The organism is Streptomyces sp. AC555_RSS877 (assembly GCF_019049245.1).
Classification (GTDB): domain Bacteria; phylum Actinomycetota; class Actinomycetes; order Streptomycetales; family Streptomycetaceae; genus Streptomyces.
The window spans coordinates 79,208-95,622 of sequence record NZ_JAGMUK010000064.1; the positions used below are offsets into that span (position 1 = coordinate 79,208).

14 protein-coding genes are annotated in these 16,415 nt (G+C 73.0%); 3 read left to right on the forward strand and 11 right to left on the reverse strand.

The genetic code is table 11. The features are described from left to right. Nucleotides 1-10: 10 nt before the first annotated feature. The 5 genes from KUM49_RS28865 to KUM49_RS28885 all read right to left on the reverse strand — a co-directional run bounded on the left by KUM49_RS28865 (nucleotide 11) and on the right by KUM49_RS28885 (nucleotide 6,279). Nucleotides 11-1,003 (reverse strand): adenosine deaminase, encoded by a 993-nt coding sequence (locus tag KUM49_RS28865; protein ID WP_217239901.1) that lies wholly within the window; start codon nucleotides 1,001-1,003, stop codon nucleotides 11-13. Nucleotides 1,004-1,023: 20 nt separating this feature from the next. After that, the gene (locus KUM49_RS28870; RefSeq protein WP_217239902.1) at nucleotides 1,024-1,929 is read right to left on the reverse strand and encodes a ribonuclease Z; all 906 of its coding nucleotides are present in this window, start codon (nucleotides 1,927-1,929) and stop codon (nucleotides 1,024-1,026) included. A gap of 20 nt (nucleotides 1,930-1,949) precedes the next feature. Next, on the reverse strand, nucleotides 1,950-2,303 hold the full coding sequence (locus KUM49_RS28875) for a histidine triad nucleotide-binding protein (RefSeq protein ID WP_217239903.1): 354 nt from the start codon (nucleotides 2,301-2,303) through the stop codon (nucleotides 1,950-1,952). A 135-nt stretch (nucleotides 2,304-2,438) separates the two neighbouring features. Then, entirely contained in the window at nucleotides 2,439-5,663 is a 3,225-nt protein-coding gene (locus tag KUM49_RS28880) for a S41 family peptidase (protein ID WP_217239904.1), read from the reverse strand. A gap of 85 nt (nucleotides 5,664-5,748) precedes the next feature. Next, nucleotides 5,749-6,279, reverse strand: coding sequence for a hypothetical protein (locus tag KUM49_RS28885; RefSeq protein ID WP_217239905.1), 531 nt, complete (start codon nucleotides 6,277-6,279; stop codon nucleotides 5,749-5,751). Nucleotides 6,280-6,359: 80 nt separating this feature from the next. Between KUM49_RS28885 and KUM49_RS28890 the strand changes: the two genes are divergently transcribed. Continuing rightward, nucleotides 6,360-6,806 (forward strand): hypothetical protein, encoded by a 447-nt coding sequence (locus KUM49_RS28890; RefSeq protein WP_308406781.1) that lies wholly within the window; start codon nucleotides 6,360-6,362, stop codon nucleotides 6,804-6,806. A gap of 259 nt (nucleotides 6,807-7,065) precedes the next feature. Here the strand turns inward: KUM49_RS28890 and KUM49_RS28895 are convergent, their stop codons facing one another. From KUM49_RS28895 to hrcA, 4 genes are all read right to left on the reverse strand, one after another. After that, on the reverse strand, nucleotides 7,066-7,806 hold the full coding sequence (locus tag KUM49_RS28895; RefSeq protein ID WP_217239906.1) for a 16S rRNA (uracil(1498)-N(3))-methyltransferase: 741 nt from the start codon (nucleotides 7,804-7,806) through the stop codon (nucleotides 7,066-7,068). Continuing rightward, nucleotides 7,803-8,876 (reverse strand): nitronate monooxygenase, encoded by a 1,074-nt coding sequence (locus KUM49_RS28900; protein ID WP_217239907.1) that lies wholly within the window; start codon nucleotides 8,874-8,876, stop codon nucleotides 7,803-7,805. The genes KUM49_RS28895 and KUM49_RS28900 overlap by 4 nt, the downstream gene beginning before the upstream one ends. A 179-nt stretch (nucleotides 8,877-9,055) precedes the next feature. Next, nucleotides 9,056-10,192 carry a molecular chaperone DnaJ gene (gene dnaJ / locus KUM49_RS28905; protein WP_217239908.1) on the reverse strand — a complete coding sequence of 379 codons (1,137 nt, stop codon included), beginning with the start codon at nucleotides 10,190-10,192 and terminating at the stop codon, nucleotides 9,056-9,058. Next, nucleotides 10,193-11,209 (reverse strand): heat-inducible transcriptional repressor HrcA, encoded by a 1,017-nt coding sequence (gene hrcA / locus KUM49_RS28910; protein WP_217239909.1) that lies wholly within the window; start codon nucleotides 11,207-11,209, stop codon nucleotides 10,193-10,195. 161 nt (nucleotides 11,210-11,370) lie between these two features. Here hrcA and KUM49_RS28915 point away from each other — a divergent pair, with 161 nt between their 5' ends. Next, nucleotides 11,371-12,099, forward strand: coding sequence for an MBL fold metallo-hydrolase (locus tag KUM49_RS28915; protein ID WP_217239910.1), 729 nt, complete (start codon nucleotides 11,371-11,373; stop codon nucleotides 12,097-12,099). A gap of 45 nt (nucleotides 12,100-12,144) precedes the next feature. Next, nucleotides 12,145-12,951 (forward strand): DUF3097 domain-containing protein, encoded by an 807-nt coding sequence (locus tag KUM49_RS28920; RefSeq protein WP_217239911.1) that lies wholly within the window; start codon nucleotides 12,145-12,147, stop codon nucleotides 12,949-12,951. Nucleotides 12,952-13,165: 214 nt separating this feature from the next. On the opposite strand, the gene hemW is transcribed toward KUM49_RS28920, so the two are convergent. Both hemW and KUM49_RS28930 read right to left on the reverse strand, forming a co-directional pair. Then, complete coding sequence (gene hemW, locus KUM49_RS28925) at nucleotides 13,166-14,398, reverse strand: radical SAM family heme chaperone HemW (protein ID WP_217239912.1); 1,233 nt, start codon at nucleotides 14,396-14,398, stop codon at nucleotides 13,166-13,168. Nucleotides 14,399-14,429: 31 nt separating this feature from the next. Further along, the gene (locus KUM49_RS28930) at nucleotides 14,430-16,364 is read right to left on the reverse strand and encodes an ATP-binding SpoIIE family protein phosphatase (RefSeq protein WP_217239913.1); all 1,935 of its coding nucleotides are present in this window, start codon (nucleotides 16,362-16,364) and stop codon (nucleotides 14,430-14,432) included. Nucleotides 16,365-16,415 lie beyond the last annotated feature (51 nt).

Consider the following 16,415-nt stretch of genomic DNA (forward strand, 5'->3'; position numbering starts at 1 on the left):
AACCGACGGCCTACGGGAAGTCGTACGCCTCCACCTCGGCCAGATACCGCGCCCGCCGCTCCTCGTCGTGCTCCAGGAAGGACGCGACGAAGGAGTTGCGGGCCAGCTCGCGCATCCGGTCCTCGCCCAGGCCCAGCGCCTGGCGTACGGCGTCGAAGTTGTCGCCCGCGTAACCGCCGAAGTAGGCCGGGTCGTCGGAGTTGACCGTGCACAGCAGCCCGGCCTCCAGCATCGCGGGCAGCGGGTGCTCGGCGAGGACGTCGACGGTCCGCAGCCGGACGTTGGAGAGGGGGCAGAGCGTCAGCGGGACGCGGTCCCGGACGAGCCGTTCGACCAGTTCGGGGGACTCCATGCAGCGCAGCCCGTGGTCGATCCGCTCGACGCCGAGCACGTCCAGGGCCTCGGTGATGTACTCCGGCGGCCCCTCCTCACCGGCGTGCGCCACGCGCCGCAGCCCGAGGGCGGCGGCGGCCTCGTACACCTCGCGGAACTTCGCCGGCGGATGCCCGACCTCGGCCGAGTCGAGCCCGATGCCTATGATCCGGCCGAGGTAGGGCTTCGCCGCCTCCAGGGCCCGAAGCGCCGACTCGGCGGACTCGTCGCGCAGGAAGCACATGATCAGCTGGGTGGATACGCCGTGCGCGGCCTCGCTGTCCCCCAGCGCCCGCCACAGCCCCTCCACGACCGTCCCCATGCCGACGCCCCGTGCGATGTGGGCCTGCGGGTCGAAGAAGATCTCCGCGTGCCGGACGCCCTGTGCGGCGGCGCGGGCGAGGTAGGCGTTCGCGAGATCCGCGAAGTCCTGCTCGGTGCGGAGCACGGCCATGAGCTCGTAGTACAGGTTCAGGAAGGACTGCAGATCCTCGAACCGGTACGCCTTGCGCAGCTCGTCCGTGTCGGCGTACGGCAGCTCGACGCCGTTGCGGGCGGCCAGCTCGAAGGCCAGCTCCGGCTCCAGGGTGCCTTCGATATGGAGGTGCAGTTCAGCTTTGGGGAGGGACATCGAAGCATGGTACGGCGGTTTCACCGACGCTTCGGAACCGGGACCCTCAGCAGGTCGTGCGCGACCGTCAGCTCGCCCTCGAACCCGGCGGCCCGCGCCTGCCGCTCGAACTCCTCCGGCTCGGAGTAGCGCTGACTGAAGTGGGTGAGCACGAGGTGCCGCACACCGCCGTCCCGCGCGACCCGCGCGGCCTGACCCGCTGTCAGGTGCCCGTGCTCGACGGCCAGTTGCTCGTCCTCGTCGAGGAACGTCGACTCGATGACCAGCAGGTCGCAGCCCTCGGCGAGCGCGTACACCCCGTCGCACAGCCGGGTGTCCATGACGAACGCGAACCGCTGCCCGCGGCGGGTCTCGCTGACGTCGTCGAGGGAGACATCGCCGAGGACCCCCTCGCGCTGGAGGCGGCCGACGTCCGGGCCCTTGATGCCGTGCGCGGCGAGCCGGTCGGGCAGCATGCGGCGGCCGTCCGGCTCGGTGAGGCGATAGCCGTAGGACTCGACGGGGTGCGAGAGCTTGCGGGCGTCCAGGGTGTAGCCGGGGGTTTCCGCGAGCACGCCGTCCGCCGCCACCGGCGCCTCGACCAGCTCGACCGTCTCGCGGTAGGCGGTGGCGTACCGCAGCCGGCCGAAGAAGCGCTGCCCGGAGCGCGGGTAGTGGGCGGTGACCTCGTGCGGGACCCGGTCGAGGTTGATGCGCTGGATGACGCCGGCGAGGCCCAGCGAGTGGTCTCCGTGGAAGTGCGTGACGCATATCCGGTTCAGGTCGTGCGCGGCGACCCCGGCGCGCAGCATCTGCCGCTGTGTGCCCTCGCCGGGGTCGAACAGGATGCCCTCGCCGTCCCACCGCAGCAGGTAGCCGTTGTGGTTGCGGTGCCGGGTCGGGACCTGGCTGGCGGTGCCGAGGACGACCAGTTCACGTACGGACACGGTGACTTACGTCCTTCTGGTCAGCCGGGGGGCCACTGCAGGCCACGGCCGCCGAGGACGTGCGCGTGGGCGTGCCAGACGGTCTGCCCGGCGCCGCTGCCGGTGTTGAAGACGATGCGGTAGCTCTCCAGCTTCTCGTCGTCGGCGACGGCCTGGGTCTCGCGCAGGACGTCGGCGGCGAGCTCCGGGGCGTCGGTGGCGAGCGCGGCGGCGTCCTTGTGGTGGGCCTTCGGGATCACCAGGACGTGGGTGGGCGCCTGGGGGTTGATGTCCCGGAACGCGACGGTGGTGGCGGTCTCACGGACGATCGTCGCCGGGATGCCCCCCGCGACGATCTTGCAGAACAGACAGTCGTCCTGCGGTTCCCCTGCCATGCGTGTGCCTCCTTCACGCCGGTGATCTCTTACACGGGGCATGCTATCGAGGTGCGAGGTCCACCTCTTGTCCGACCGGGTCGGGTGGTGGGTGGGCCTAGGCCGGAGGGCTGGGGGCGGAGCCCCCAGGGACGGTCACGGCAACGCCGGCGGGACCTTCGCCGGGGTCGACTCCAGCGCGGCCAGCGCCAGCCGGACCGCCTCGTCCAGCTGCACGTCCCGCCCCGCAGCGTGATCCTGAGGCCGCTGCACGACCTCCACGTCCGGGTCGACGCCGTGGTTCTCGACCCCCCACTCGTACCCCTCCAGCCAGAACGCGTACTTCGGCTGCGTGATCAGCGTCCCGTCGACCAGCCGGTACCGGCTGTCGATCCCGATCACCCCGCCCCACGTCCGCGTCCCGACCACCGGCCCGATCCCCAGCGCCTTGATCGCCGCGTTGACGATGTCCCCGTCCGAGCCGGAGAACTCGTTGGCGACGGCGACGACCGGCCCCCGGGGCGCGTCGTGCGGATAGCTGTAGGGCCGCATCCCGCGCGGCACGGCCCAGCCGACGATCCGCCGGGCCAGCTTCTCGACGACCAGCTGGGACGTGTGCCCGCCGCGGTTCTCGCGGACGTCCACGACCAGCCCTTCCCGGGCCACCTCCACCCGCAGGTCACGGTGGATCTGGGCCCAGCCGGGCGCCTGCATGTCCGGCACGTGCAGATACCCCAGCCGGCCGCCGGACTTCTCGTGGACGTACGCCCGCCGGTCCGCGACCCACGCGTGGTAGCGCAGCGGTTCCTCGTCCGCCGTGGGCACGACCACCGCGTGCCGCACCTCGCCCCCGCCGGACGGCGAGATCGTCAGCTCGATGGGCTTGCCCGCCGTACCGACGAGGAGCGGCGAGGGTCCGGTCACCGGGTCGACCGGCATCCCGGCCACGGCGACGATCGCGTCCCCGGCGTACACGGCGACGCCGGGCGCGGCGAGCGGGGAGCGGGCGTCCGGGTCGGAGGTCTCGGTCGGCAGGATGCGGTCGATGACCCAGGTGCCGTCCGCGTGCCGGGAGATGTCCGCGCCCAGCAGCCCCTGCCGGGGCCCGCCGCCATGGCCGCCGCGCGGGATGACGTAGGCGTGCGAGGTGCCGAGTTCGCCCTGGACCTCCCACAGCAGGTCGACGAGGTCGTCGTGGGTGGCGACGCGGTCCAGCACGGGACGGTAGCGGTCGAGGACGCCGGGCCAGTCGACCCCGTTCATGTCCGGGCGCCAGAAGTGGTCCCGCATGACGCGGCCGGTCTCCTCGTACATCTGCCGCCACTCGGCCGCCGGGTCGACGGTCTGCCGTACGCGGGTGAGGTCGACGGTGATGTTCGTGTCGCTGTCGTCGTCGTTCGAGGCGCGCCGGTCGCTGGGGACGACCTTGAGCCGGCCGTCGGTCCACAGCAGGACCCGTTTGCCGTCGCCGCTGACGGCGAAGTGGTCGGCGTCGACGGCGAGGTGCTCGATGCGCTGCTGGGCGAGGTCGTAGCGCTCCAGCTCGGTGTGCGGGTCCGGGTCGTCCGGGGTCGCTCGGGAGGAGCCGAGGACACCGCGCACCGGGTGCCGCAGCCACAGCACACCGTCCTTCGCCGCCCGCAGGTTGGAGTAGCGGGCCGCCTCCACCGGGAAGGGCACGATCCGGTCTGCGAGGCCTTCGAGGTCGATGCGGGTGGCCGGGGTGCCCTCGCTGTCGGGCGTCTCGTCCTTGTCGGGCGCCTCGAAGGGCCGGCCGTGCCGCTGCGGGCCGAACGGGGAGGGCGTGGTCGCGGCCAGCGTGATCAGGTGCGGGCGGTCGCCGACCACGAAGGCCAGGTCGAAGACGTGCTCGTCGTAGACCGGGTCGAAGGAACGGTTGGAGAGGAAGGCGAGGTGCTTGCCGTCGAGGGTGAACGCCGGGGCGTAGTCCCGGAACCGCAGCGGGGTCGCCTCGGTGACCGAGAGGTCGGTGGTGTTGGCGAGCCGGAGCTGACGCAGTGGGCCGGGGCCGGGGTGGGACCAGGCGAGCCAGGCCGAGTCGGGCGAGAAGACCAGCCCGGACACGTCCCCCTCCTCGCTGCGGTCGACCTCGCGGACCTCGCCGGTCTCGCGTTCGACGAGCAGGACGCGTCCGTCGTGCGCGGCGACCGCGGCCCGACTGCCGTCGGGTGCCATGGCGAGCCCGAGGACCCGGCCGAGCTGTCCGGCGGCGAGCCGGCGCGGGGTGGCGCCGGGCGCGTGGCCGGTGGCGGGCGCGAACTCCAGGGCGTCGTCGCCCTCGGCGTCCGTCACCCACACCACCCATTCCTCGCCCTCGGCGCGGAAGGTGCGCGGCAGCCGGGCCCGTACGCCGGGTTCGGCGGAGAGTGCGCGGGCCGGTCCGGCGCGATGGGTCACCCAGTGCACGGCGCCGCGCACGGCGACCGCGCTGCCGCGCGCGGTGTGGTCGGGGGCGGCCGACCCGAACCAGCGGGTGGCGTTCACCGTGAACGGCTGCCGGTCGGTGTGCTGCCCGCCGAGCCGCACGTCGAGGCGGCGGGGCTCGGCGCCGTCGAGGTCGTCGAGGATCCACAGTTCACCGGCGGAGGAGTACACGACGCGGGTGCCGTCCCCGGCCGCGTGCCGGGCGTAGAAACCGTCGAGGGGCGTGTGCCGCCGCAGGTCGGAGCCGTCGGCGAGGGAGGAGTAGAGGGCGCCGACGCCCTCGTGGTCGGACAGGAAGGCGATCCGGTCCCCAGCCCACACGGGGTACTCGATGTTCCCGTCGAGCTCTTCGTGCAGCCGTACGAACTCGCCGGCACCCTCCCCGTCGCGGACGTCCCTGTCGATCCACAGCTTGCCCGCCGTGCCGCCCCGGTACCGCTTCCACCAGGCCGCCTCGCGCCCCATCGGCGCGGACAGCAGGACCGTGCCGGGGCCGCCGTGGGCGACGTCGCCCACGGGTCCGTACGGCAGGGTCGTGGCCGGGCCGCCGTCGAGCGGGATCGCGCGGGCCCAGCTGCGCCGGAGGCTGGCCTGGCCGTAGGTGCTGAGCGCGAGGACCTCGCCGTCCGCGGTCCAGCCGCGCACCTGGGTGCGGGAACTGCCCCAGTGGGTCAGGCGTTTGGCGGGGCCGCCGTCGACGTCGGCGATGTGCACCTCGGGGGCGCCGTCGCGGGTGGAGGTCCAGGCGACGGTGGTGCCGTCGGGCGAGATGCGGGGGTGGGTGACCGGAACGTTGTCGGCGCTGGCCCGCCAGGCCCGGCCGCCGTCGAGCGGGGCCAGCCACACGTCGTCCTCGGCGGTGAAGGCGACCAACTCGCCGTGCAGGTGGGGGAACCGGAAATACGCTGAAGTCGCGGCGGTCGCTGGCTGTGTCACCCGATCACCCTATGCACGCGCGGCGACCGGTGACAGGGGTTTGCACCAGGTTTGGATCACGTGACCGACCGCCCCGGACGGCGGCTCACTTGCCGTCGGGCCAGCACTGGGGTGCCTTCTGGCAGTACACGGTCTTGGTCACCGTCACCGTGACCGTCGGGCCGGGCTGATCGGGGTTGTTGACGGGCGGGGTGGTCCGCGCGTTGCAGTCTCCGAGCCCTTCCACGTGGAACCACTGCTTGCCGTCGATCTTGGCGGTGAGGTCCCCGCGCACACACGCGCCGCTGACCGCGCGGGTGACCTTGCCGGTGACGGTGATGTCCTTGCCGTCGTCGGTCTCGCCCTGGCAGTCGACGTCTGCGACGGCGTTCTCGGTGGCCGTGGGCGTCGAGCCGCTGTCGCCGTACGAGGCCGTGCAGTTGAGCCAGCGCACGTCGGCCTTCTGCCGCTCCAGTTCGTCGGTCACGGTCTGGTCGGTCGTGTACGCCACGGTCGCGGAGTTCAGCCCGCTCGGATCGCAGGCGACCGTCCCACCCACGGCGAGCACGCCCAGAGTCGCCACAGCCGCCACCCGCCGCCCGCGCGGCCGACGCCGAAACCTCGTCAACGCCCCCATGCAGGGCAGCCTGCCACCGTCCCGGCCGTCGCGGTAGAGCGCATACGGCCACTTGCGCGCCCCGCGTCTACCGTGGACGGATGCGCAACGCCCGCAGTCTCAGAAGGCTCGTCCTGGACGAGCGGACCGTCTACCTGTGGAACGTGCGTCACCGGCACGGCGGCGGTGAGCCCTGCCGCGAAACCCTCACCCTGCTCTGTGACGGCATCCGCATCCGGATCGTCTTCCGGTCCGGCGAGGGGCGCGACGCCGGCGGCGGCTATCCGGGCCACTCGGGCGGTGTGAGCGACGCGCACCACTACGTCAACCTGCACGAACCCGGAGTCGTACGCGCCTTGGTCGACGAGGCCGCGAAGCGCGGACTGCTGTCCGGCGGCGGCGAGTTGGACGGCTGGGAACTGCTGCCCGCCGTGGCCGTCAGCCGCGCAGCAGCAGCCACTCCCGGAGCCCAGCAGGCGGCCCCTGTTCCAGACCGTCACCAGCCAGGCAGCAGGGACCGCACCGAAGCTCCACGCACGTCGGCGTAGAAGCGTTGACGTCCTCACCTGCGCGAGCGCAGACGATTTCGGTCCGTGCCGTGCGCGGCACCACCACGGGTTCCTGCTTCGCAGGCCCTCGCCGTTCCCTGAGGGCGTCGGTCTTACATGGGCCTCCACAGGCGTCACTTCCCGCCCGTCCGGCGGTAGATCCTGTTGGATGAAACTACCGTAGCAGCGCCGTTCCCCCAGTCTGGCGAGATGCCTGCACGTCCACCCGACGGGTTACGTGTCGCACAAGCGGCCGACGTCAGGACCAGCGGCCGGAGCGGCCCAGGAGCAGGGCGGTCGCCGCGGTCCCGGCGGTCGACGTCCGCAGGACGGTGGGTCCGAGCCGGTACGCCTTCGCGCCCGCCTCCTCGAAGAGCGCCAACTCCTCGGGGGAGACGCCGCCTTCGGGTCCGACGACGAGCACGATCTCGCCCTCGGCGGGCAGTTCGGCGGTGGCCAGGGTCGCTTCGCCGCTCTCGTGCAGCACGGCGGCGAAGTCTGCTTCGGCCAGAAGTGCCGCGACCTGCTTGCTCGTTGCCGCGTCCGCGACCTCGGGGAAGCGCACCCGGCGGGACTGCTTGCCGGCCTCGCGAGCGGTGGCCCGCCACTTGCCGAGCGCCTTCACACCGCGGTCGCCCCTCCACTGCGTGATGCAGCGGGAGGCGGCCCAGGGCACGATCGCGTCCACGCCGGTCTCGGTCATCGTCTCGACGGCCAGCTCGCCGCGGTCACCCTTGGGGAGTGCCTGGACGACGGTGATGCGGGGGGACTGCGGGGGTTCCTCGGAGATCTCGGCCATGTGGACGACCAGCCGGTCCTTGCCCTCGGTGCCGACCACCTCGCCCGCCGCCCAGCGCCCGGCACCGTCGGTGAGCACGACGCTCTCCCCGGGCTTCAGCCGCTTCACGGAGACGGCGTGGCGCCCCTCGGGTCCGTCGAGGACGTACTGCCCGCCGCCGCCCGCGTCGAGGTGGTCGACGACGAAGACGGGCGCCGTCATCGCGCCCCGCCCTGCGACAACGCTGTCCAGGCGGCGGCGAGTTCGGCCACCAGCACCTCCACCAGCTGTCCGGCGGGCAGCTCGCGGGCCATCCGGTGCCCCTGGCCCGCCCACAGCGCCATGCCCTGCGCGTCGCCCGCCTTGGCGGCCGCCTTGCGCAGCGGCGCGGTCAGGTGGTGGATCTCCGGGTAGGCGGCGGGCGCGTACGGGCCGTGCTCGCGCAGGAAGCGGTTGACCAGCCCGCGGGCCGGGCGGCCGGAGAAGGCGCGGGTCAGCTCGGTGCGCACGTACAGGGGGTTGGTCAGCGCCTGCTTGTGCACGGCGGACGCGCCGGACTCGGGGGTGGCGAGGAACGCCGTGCCGAGCTGCGCCGCGCTCGCGCCCGCGGCGAGCACGCCGGCGATCTGGCCGCCGCGCATGATGCCGCCCGCTGCGACGATCGGGATGCCCACGGTCTCGCGGACCTGCGCTATCAGCGAAAGGAGGCCGATGCCCGAGCCGTCGGTCTCCGGGATGTCGCGGTGGGTGCCCTGGTGGCCGCCCGCCTCCACGCCCTGGGCGATCACCGCGTCGGCTCCCGCCTGCTCGACCGCGAAGGCCTCCTCGGCGGTGGTCGCGGTGACCAGGGTGAAGGTGCCGGCCCGGCGCAGCGAGTCCAGGAGGTCCGGGCTCGGCACGCCGAAGTGGAACGAGACCACCGGCACCGGGTTGTCGAGCAGCACCGCGAGCTTGGCCTCGTAGCCGTCGTCACGGCCGCACTCGGGGTCGCCCAGCTCGGTCTCGTACCACGCGGCCTCGCCGGCCAACTGATGGGCGTACACGTCGACGGCGGCCGGGTCCGCGTACTCCGGCTGCGGCATGAAGAGGTTCACGCCGAACGGGCGGGCCGTGAGGCTCCGCAGCTGCTTGATCTCCTGGTACAGGCCGTCGGCCGTCTTGTACCCGGCAGCGAGGAAACCCAGCCCGCCGGCCTCGGACACGGCGGCGGCGAGCGTCGGTACGGAGACGCCGCCCGCCATGGGGGCCTGCACGATCGGGTGAGGGAAGAGATCGGTCAGTGCGGAGGACATGTCGGCATGTTGTCACGTCCTTTGAACAAGTCCGAATCGACCCTTCCCTTTGGCATCAGCCCGTCCGGCGCTTGAGGACGAGGCCCTTCGGGCCGAAAGCGGGGTCTGGGGGCGCAGCCCCCAGGGACGGGAACGGGAAGGGGCGGCGGGGGCGGGAAACAGCCTTCCGCCGCCACTCGTCAACGACCGTTGAACGCGTCCTTCAACCGCGAGAACAGCCCTTGCTGCCCCGGCTGGAACTGCCCCGTGGGCCGCTCCTCGCCCCGCAGCTTGGCCAGCTCACGCAGCAGGCGTTCCTGCTCGGGGTCGAGCTTGTTCGGGGTCTGCACCTCGACGTGGACGATGAGGTCGCCGCGTCCGCCGCCACGCAGGTGCGTGACGCCCCGGCTGTGCAGCGGGATCGACTGGCCTGACTGGGTGCCGGGCCGGATGTCGACCTCCTCCAGGCCGTCCAGCGTCTCCAGCGGGACCTTGGTGCCCAGGGAGGCCGCGGTCATCGGGAGGGTGACCGTGCAGTGCAGGTCGTCGCCGCGCCGCTGGAACTGCGAGTGCGGCAGCTCGTGGATCTCGACGTACAGGTCACCGGCGGGACCGCCGCCGGGCCCGACCTCGCCCTCGCCGGCGAGCTGGATGCGGGTGCCGTTGTCGACACCGGCGGGGATCTTGACGGTCAGGGTCCGACGGGACCGGACGCGGCCGTCTCCGGCGCACTCCGGGCACGGCGTCGGGACGACCGTGCCGAAGCCCTGGCACTGCGGGCAGGGGCGCGAGGTCATGACCTGGCCCAGGAAGGACCGCGTCACCTGCGACACCTCACCGCGGCCGCGGCACATGTCACACGTCTGCGCGGAGGTCCCCGGCGCCGCGCCCTCGCCGCTGCAGGTGGTGCAGACGATCGCGGTGTCGACCTGGATGTCCTTCGTCGTGCCGAAGGCCGCCTCGTCGAGCTCGATCTCCAGGCGGATCATCGCGTCCTGGCCGCGCCGGGTGCGTGAACGCGGACCCCGCTGGGACGCCGTACCGAAGAAGGCGTCCATGATGTCCGAGAAGTTCCCGAAGCCGCCCGCGCCGAAGCCGCCGGCGCCCGCGCCGCCCGCCTGGGACAGGGGGTCGCCGCCGAGGTCGTAGACCTGCTTCTTCTGCGGGTCCGACAACACCTCGTAGGCGGCGTTGATCTCCTTGAACCGCTCCTGGGTCTTCGGATCGGGGTTGACGTCCGGGTGCAGCTCGCGTGCGAGCCGCCGGAAGGCCTTCTTGATCTCTTCCTGCGACGCGTCGCGGCGCACGCCGAGAACGGCGTAGTAGTCCGTGGCCACTTACGACTCCGCCAGGATCTGTCCGACGTACCGTGCCACTGCGCGTACCGCTCCCATCGTTCCCGGGTAATCCATGCGGGTCGGTCCGACCACGCCGAGCTTGGCGACTGCCTCGCCGCCCGAACCGTAGCCGACCGACACCACTGAAGTGGAGTTGAGTCCCTCGTAGGCGTTCTCGTGACCGATCCGTACGGTCATGCCCGAATCCCCCGCCTCGCCAAGGAGCTTGAGGAGCACGACCTGCTCCTCGAGGGCTTCCAGGACGGGCCGGATGGTGAGGGGAAAGTCATGTCCGAAGCGGGTGAGATTGGCGGTGCCGCCGATCATCAACCGCTCCTCGTTCTCCTCGACGAGCGTCTCCAGCAGGGTGGAGAGCACCATCGAGACAGTGCCGCGATCCTCGGCGTCGAAACCCTCGGGCAGGTCCTCCACCAGATGCGGCACGTCGGCGAAGCGACGTCCGGCGATCCGGCTGTTGAGCCGTGCCCGCAGATCGGCCATCGACGCCTCGCCGAACGGCGCCGGGCAGTCGACCATCCGCTGCTCGACCCGCCCCGTGTCCGTGATCAGGACGAGCATCACGCGCGCGGGGGCGAGGGAAAGCAGCTCGACGTGCCGCACCGTCGACCGGGTCAGCGACGGGTACTGCACGACGGCGACCTGCCGCGTCAGCTGCGCGAGCAGCCGTACGGTCCGCGCCACCACGTCGTCCAGATCGACGGCGCCGTCCAGGAAGTTCTGGATCGCCCGCCGCTCGGGCCCGGTCATCGGCTTGACCCCGGCCAGCTTGTCGACGAACAGCCGATAGCCCTTGTCGGTCGGGATCCGCCCCGCGCTGGTGTGCGGCTGGGCGATGTACCCCTCGTCCACCAGGGCCGACATGTCGTTGCGCACGGTCGCCGGGGAGACACCGAGGTTGTGCCGCTCGGTGAGCGCCTTGGAGCCGACCGGCTCCTCGGTGCCGACGTAGTCCTGGACGATGGCGCGCAGCACCTGGAGCCTGCGTTCACTCAGCATCGCGCACACCTCCAGAAAGTCGGCCCCTCGGCTCTTCGCCTGGCACTCGTCACATCCGAGTGCCAACGCACCCCGGCCAGTGTACGGCCGTGGGGTACGCCCGGGGCAAGGCCGGGCCTGCGAAGCCGTGCCCGAGGAGGCTTCCCCGCTAGCGTCGCGGTATGACGGTGACTTGGGAAGAGCTGGGATGGGAGCGGCTGGCGGCCGGGGTCGGCCGGTGCCGCCTGCCGGTGTGGGACTGCACGGCGGGGCTGGTCGTGGGGGCGGGCGCGGCCCTGGTGATCGACGCCGGGCCGAGCCTGGCGGAGGGGTCGCGGGTGCGGGCGCGGGCGCAGGAAATCGCCGGTCACCGTGTGACCCATCTCGCGCTGACGCATCCCCACTTCGACCACGTCTTCGGGGCGGCGGCGTTCGCGGGGGCCGAGGTGTTCGGCGCGGTCGGCGTCGAGACCGTGCTCGCCGCGCGGCACGGGCGTGCGGACCTGCGGGCCGACGCGGTGGGCAACGGGCTCGACGCGCGCCTGGCCGACGAGGCGGTCGACGCCCTGACGGTCCCCCACCACCACGTCTCCGGCGAGTGGACGCTCGACCTGGGCGGCGGCCGCCAGGTCCTGCTGGCGAACGTGGGGCCCGCGCACACCGCCCACGACCTCGCGGTCCTCGTCCCCGGCTCGCCGGAGGTGGTCTTCTGCGGCGACCTGGTCGAGGAGTCCGGCGAACCCCAGGCCGGCCCCGACGCCGTACCGTCCCACTGGCCGGCCGCCCTCGACCGCCTGCTGGAGCTGGGCGGCGAGGACGCGCTGTACGTGCCCGGTCACGGAGCGGTGGTCGACGCCGCGTTCGTCCGGAGGCAGCGGGACGCCCTGGCCGGGCGTTTCGGCGTGTCGTGACGGCCCCGCGTCGTCTCCTCGGCGTTTTCTCCTATCGTCATCCGAATGCGCCAGTACTCTGCGGACCTGACTCCGCCGTGGAAGAAGCCCAAGCCCGCACCCGAGGTCGCTGCGGAGCCCGGCCTGGTGGTGGAGGAGGCGGGGACGGGGTTCTGCGGTGCGGTGATCCGCTGCGAGGCGGGCACGGTCACCCTGGAGGACCGCTTCGGCAAGCACCGCGTGTTCCCGCTGGAGCCGCGCGGCTTCCTCCTGGAGGGCCGGGTGGTGAGCCTCGTACGCCCCGTCGGCCGCGCTCCGGCACGCCCGTCCCGTACGGCCTCCGGTTCGGTCGCCGTCCCCGGCGCACGCGCGCGTGTGGCCCGCGCCGGGCGCATCTACGTCGAGGGCCGGCACGACGCCGAACTCGTCGAGAAGGTATGGGGCGACGACCTGCGCATCGAGGGCGTGGTCGTGGAGTACCTGGAGGGCGTCGACGACCTCCCGGCCATCGTCGCGGAGTTCGCGCCGGGGGCGGATGCCCGGTTGGGGGTCCTGGTGGACCACCTGGTGCCGGGCAGCAAGGAGTCCCGGATCGCGGCGTCGGTGACCAGCGAACACGCCCTGGTCGTCGGCCACCCGTACATCGACATCTGGGAGGCGGTGAAGCCCTCGGCCGTGGGGATCGAGGCCTGGCCCCGCATTCCGCACGGCCAGGACTGGAAGACGGGCGTGTGCCGGGCCCTGGGCTGGCCGGAGAACACGGGCGCGGTGTGGCAGGCGATCCTGAAGCGGGTGGGCTCCTACAAGGACCTGGAGCCCGAGCTCCTGGGCCGCGTGGAGGAACTGATCGACTTCGTCACAGCCCCGCAGTGAGCCCGGGCGGCACGCCGGTTTCTCGCCCCCGCCGCCCCTTCCCGTTCCCGTCCTTCTGGGGCTCCGCCCCCAAACCCCCGCTCCTCAAACGCCGGAGGGGCTGAATTTCAGCCCCTCCGGCGTTTGAGGACGAGGCCCTTCGGGCCGAAGTGGGGGTCTGGGGGCGGCAGCCCCCAGGGACGGGACGGGAAGGGGCGGCGGGGGCGAAAACCCCTCAGTCCACCAAATCGCGCACCACTGCGTCCGCCAGCAACCGCCCTCGCAGGGTGAGCACCGCACGCCCCGCCTCGTACGGGCCGGCCTCCAGCAGCCCGTCGGACAGGGCGCGCCCCGAGGCCGCGAGGCCCCTCCCGTGGAGCAGGGACAGCGGCACGCCCTCCCGCAGCCGCAGCTCCAGCAGAATCCGCTCCACCCTCCGGTCCTCCTCCGACAAGAGCTCCCGGCCCGCACCCGGCGACCGCCCGCCCGCCAGGGCCGCCGCGTACGCGCCCGGGTGCTTCACGTTCCACCAGCGCACGCCGCCCACGTGGCTGTGGGCCCCCGGCCCTGCGCCCCACCAGTCGGCGCCGCGCCAGTACAGCTCGTTGTGGAGGCAGCGGCCGGCGTCCGAGGTCGCCCAGTTCGAGACCTCGTACCAGTCGAAGCCTGCTGCCGAAAGCATCTCCTCGGCGATCAGGTACCGGTCCGCGTGCACGTCGTCGTCCGTCATGGGGACCTCGCCGCGCCGGATCCGCCGGGCCAGCTGGGTGCCCTCCTCGACGATCAGCGCGTAGGCCGACACGTGGTCCGGTCCGGCGCCCAGCGCCGCCTGGAGCGACGCCCGCCAGTCGTCGTCCGACTCCCCCGGGGTGCCGTAGATCAGGTCGAGGTTGACGTGCGCGAAGCCCGCCGCCCGTGCCTCCGCGACGCACGCCTCGGGGCGTCCCGGCGTGTGCGTACGGTCGAGGACCTTCAGCACGTGCTGCTTCGCGCTCTGCATGCCGAAGGAGATCCGGTTGAAACCGCCCTGGCGCAGAACGGCCAGATACGCCGGATCCACCGACTCCGGGTTCGCCTCGGTGGTGACCTCCGCGTCGGCGGCGAGGCCGAACTCGTCGCGGATCGCGCCCAGCATCCGGACGAGGTCCCCCGCGGCCAGCAGCGTGGGTGTGCCGCCGCCGACGAAGACCGTGCGGACCTCACGCGGGTCGTCGCCGAGGACCTTGCGGGCCAGGCGGATCTCGTCGATCACGGTGTCCGCGTAGTTGTCGCGGGAGGCGAGGACGCCGCCGGTGCCGCGCAGCTCGGTCGCCGTGTAGGTGTTGAAGTCGCAGTAGCCGCAGCGGGTCGCGCAGTACGGGACGTGCAGGTAGAACCCGAGGGGGCGGTCGGCCGCCCCGGCGAGCGCGGGCGCGGGCAGGGCGCCGTCGTCGGGGACGGGCTCGCCGTCGGGGAGTGCGGAAGGCATGCCCTCCATTGTCCAGCACGCGCGCCCCGGCCTACTCGGCCTGCAGCACCAGCAGGGCCAGGTCGTCCTCCGGCGGCCGTACCCCGAACTCGTGCACCAGCCGTTTGATGCGCTCCGCGATCAGTTCCGCGTCGAGCCCCGCGCACCCGGCAAGCGCCTGGGACAGCCCGTCCTCGTCGTCGAACTGGCGCGAGCCGCTGCGCCGCTCGGTCACCCCGTCGGTCACGCACAGCAGGCTGTCGCCGGGGCGCAGTTCGAAGGTCTCGCTGGTGTACGTGGCGTCCTCGACGACCCCGAGGAGGGTCTGCGGGTGCGCGGCCGTACGGACCTCGCCGTCCGCGCCGAGCAGCAGCGGCAGCGGGTGTCCGGCGGAGCCGAGGGTGCAGCGCACCCCTCCGTCGAAGGGGGCCAGCTCGCCGTAGAGGAGGGAGAGGAAGCGGGTCTGCGGGCCGTCCCCGGGGGCCATCGGCCGGCCGCCCGCGGAGACCAGCGCGCGGGCCGCCGCGTCCGCGGCCTCCGTCGCGTCGTCGAGGAGCAGCTGGTTGAGGCGGTCCAGGACGTCGGCGACGCGGTAGCCCTCGCGGGCCAGCAGCCGCAGCCAGGGCCGGGCGAGGCCGATGACGACGGCCGCCTCGGGCCCCTTGCCCTGGACGTCGCCGACGGCGAAGCACCAGCGGCCGTCGCCGGCCGGGAACAGGTCGTAGAAGTCGCCGCTGGGTCCGCCCTTGTCGCACGGCTCGTACACCAGGGCGCTGCGCACCCCCGGTATCTCGGCCACCGCGCCGGGCAGCAGGCCGCGCTGCAGTACGGCGCTGATGGTGGCCTGCCGGGCGTACTGGCGGGCGGCGCCGATGGCGAGGGCCACCCGGCGGCTCAGGTCCTCGACCAGGCCGGTGATCTCGTCGGCGAAGCCGGGCAGCCCGGACCGGCCGATGACCAGGGTGCCGAGCGGACGGCCGCCGGCCGTGAGCCGGTAGGCGAGCGCGGAGCCGTCCGTGCCGTGCGGGCCCAGTGCCCCGCCGGGCCAGGGGAAGGGGGCGGGCCCCGGCCGTGCCGGGTCGGGCGGGTGCGGCGGTTCCTTCTCCAGGGCCTGGCGCAGTTCCTCGATGCGATTCTCGCTGCCGTGCCACACGCGGGCCAGACGCGGTCCGGCCCCGTCGGCCGCCCAGCCGCCGCGGCCGCCGGTGGCCTCGTCCTCCAGCCACACCGCGCACCACTCGGCCAGCCGCGGCACGATCAGCTGTCCGGCGAGCGCGGCCACCAGGTTCTCGTCGAGCTGCCCGGCGAGCAGGTCGGAGGCCTCGGCGAGGAAGGACAGGGCGCCCCGGTTGAGCCAGTCCTGGTCCTGCTCGGTGCGCTGCGGCTCCGGGGCGAGTATCTCGGCCACCCGCAGCTCGCGCTCCCCCGTGTACGCCTCTCGTGCGTCGGCGGCCGATTCCCCCTGTGCGGGCAGCCGCGCCCACACCGTCTTGGCGCCGGTGCGGTAGGTGATGCCCCAGGACTCCGAGAGCGCGGCGACCAGTCTGAGGCCGCGCCCGTAGTCGGGTGTCTCGGACGACGGTTCGGCGGCGTCGCGTGGGGCGCGCGAGGGGTGGTGGTCGAGGACCTCGACGACGAGGGCGCCGGTCTCCGGTTCCAGCCGGCAGTCCAGCTCGACGTCGGTGCCGGCGTGCACGACGGCGTTGGTGACCAGCTCGCTGACGACGACCAGGGCGTCGCCGGCCAGGAGCTCGGTGAGGTGCTCGGTGCCGGGCAGCGCGCGCTCGGCCCATTCGGCGAGCGCGGCGCGTAACAGCGCGCGGGCGGCGCCCGGCGCGAGGGAGCTGCCGGGCAGGGGGGCGTGCAACTGCGCGCGCGGGGGCGCGTCTGCGGGTGCGAGCGCCCCGGTGCGCAGGGGCGCCCCCGTGTGCGCAGGCGCATCAGAGGCACGGGAAGTGGTCTCCCGTCGCGTCGAAATGGCCCCCATCTACAGCTCCCACAGCGGTTCGGACGAATACGCCTCAGTCGATGCCGACAG

What these genes read in the sequence shown, in the direction of transcription:
- KUM49_RS28865 (WP_217239901.1), bottom strand. Translation starts at nt 1,003, where the DNA reads ATGTCCCTCCCCAAAGCTGAACTGCACCTCCATATCGAAGGCACCCTG.
- KUM49_RS28875 (WP_217239903.1), bottom strand. Translation starts at nt 2,303, where the DNA reads ATGGCAGGGGAACCGCAGGACGACTGTCTGTTCTGCAAGATCGTCGCG.
- KUM49_RS28885 (WP_217239905.1), bottom strand. Translation starts at nt 6,279, where the DNA reads ATGGGGGCGTTGACGAGGTTTCGGCGTCGGCCGCGCGGGCGGCGGGTG.
- KUM49_RS28890 (WP_308406781.1), top strand. Translation starts at nt 6,360, where the DNA reads ATGCGCAACGCCCGCAGTCTCAGAAGGCTCGTCCTGGACGAGCGGACC.
- KUM49_RS28895 (WP_217239906.1), bottom strand. Translation starts at nt 7,806, where the DNA reads ATGACGGCGCCCGTCTTCGTCGTCGACCACCTCGACGCGGGCGGCGGC.
- KUM49_RS28900 (WP_217239907.1), bottom strand. Translation starts at nt 8,876, where the DNA reads ATGTCCTCCGCACTGACCGATCTCTTCCCTCACCCGATCGTGCAGGCC.
- hrcA (WP_217239909.1), bottom strand. Translation starts at nt 11,209, where the DNA reads ATGCTGAGTGAACGCAGGCTCCAGGTGCTGCGCGCCATCGTCCAGGAC.
- KUM49_RS28915 (WP_217239910.1), top strand. Translation starts at nt 11,371, where the DNA reads ATGACGGTGACTTGGGAAGAGCTGGGATGGGAGCGGCTGGCGGCCGGG.
- KUM49_RS28920 (WP_217239911.1), top strand. Translation starts at nt 12,145, where the DNA reads ATGCGCCAGTACTCTGCGGACCTGACTCCGCCGTGGAAGAAGCCCAAG.
- hemW (WP_217239912.1), bottom strand. Translation starts at nt 14,398, where the DNA reads ATGCCTTCCGCACTCCCCGACGGCGAGCCCGTCCCCGACGACGGCGCC.
- KUM49_RS28930 (WP_217239913.1), bottom strand. Translation starts at nt 16,364, where the DNA reads ATGGGGGCCATTTCGACGCGACGGGAGACCACTTCCCGTGCCTCTGAT.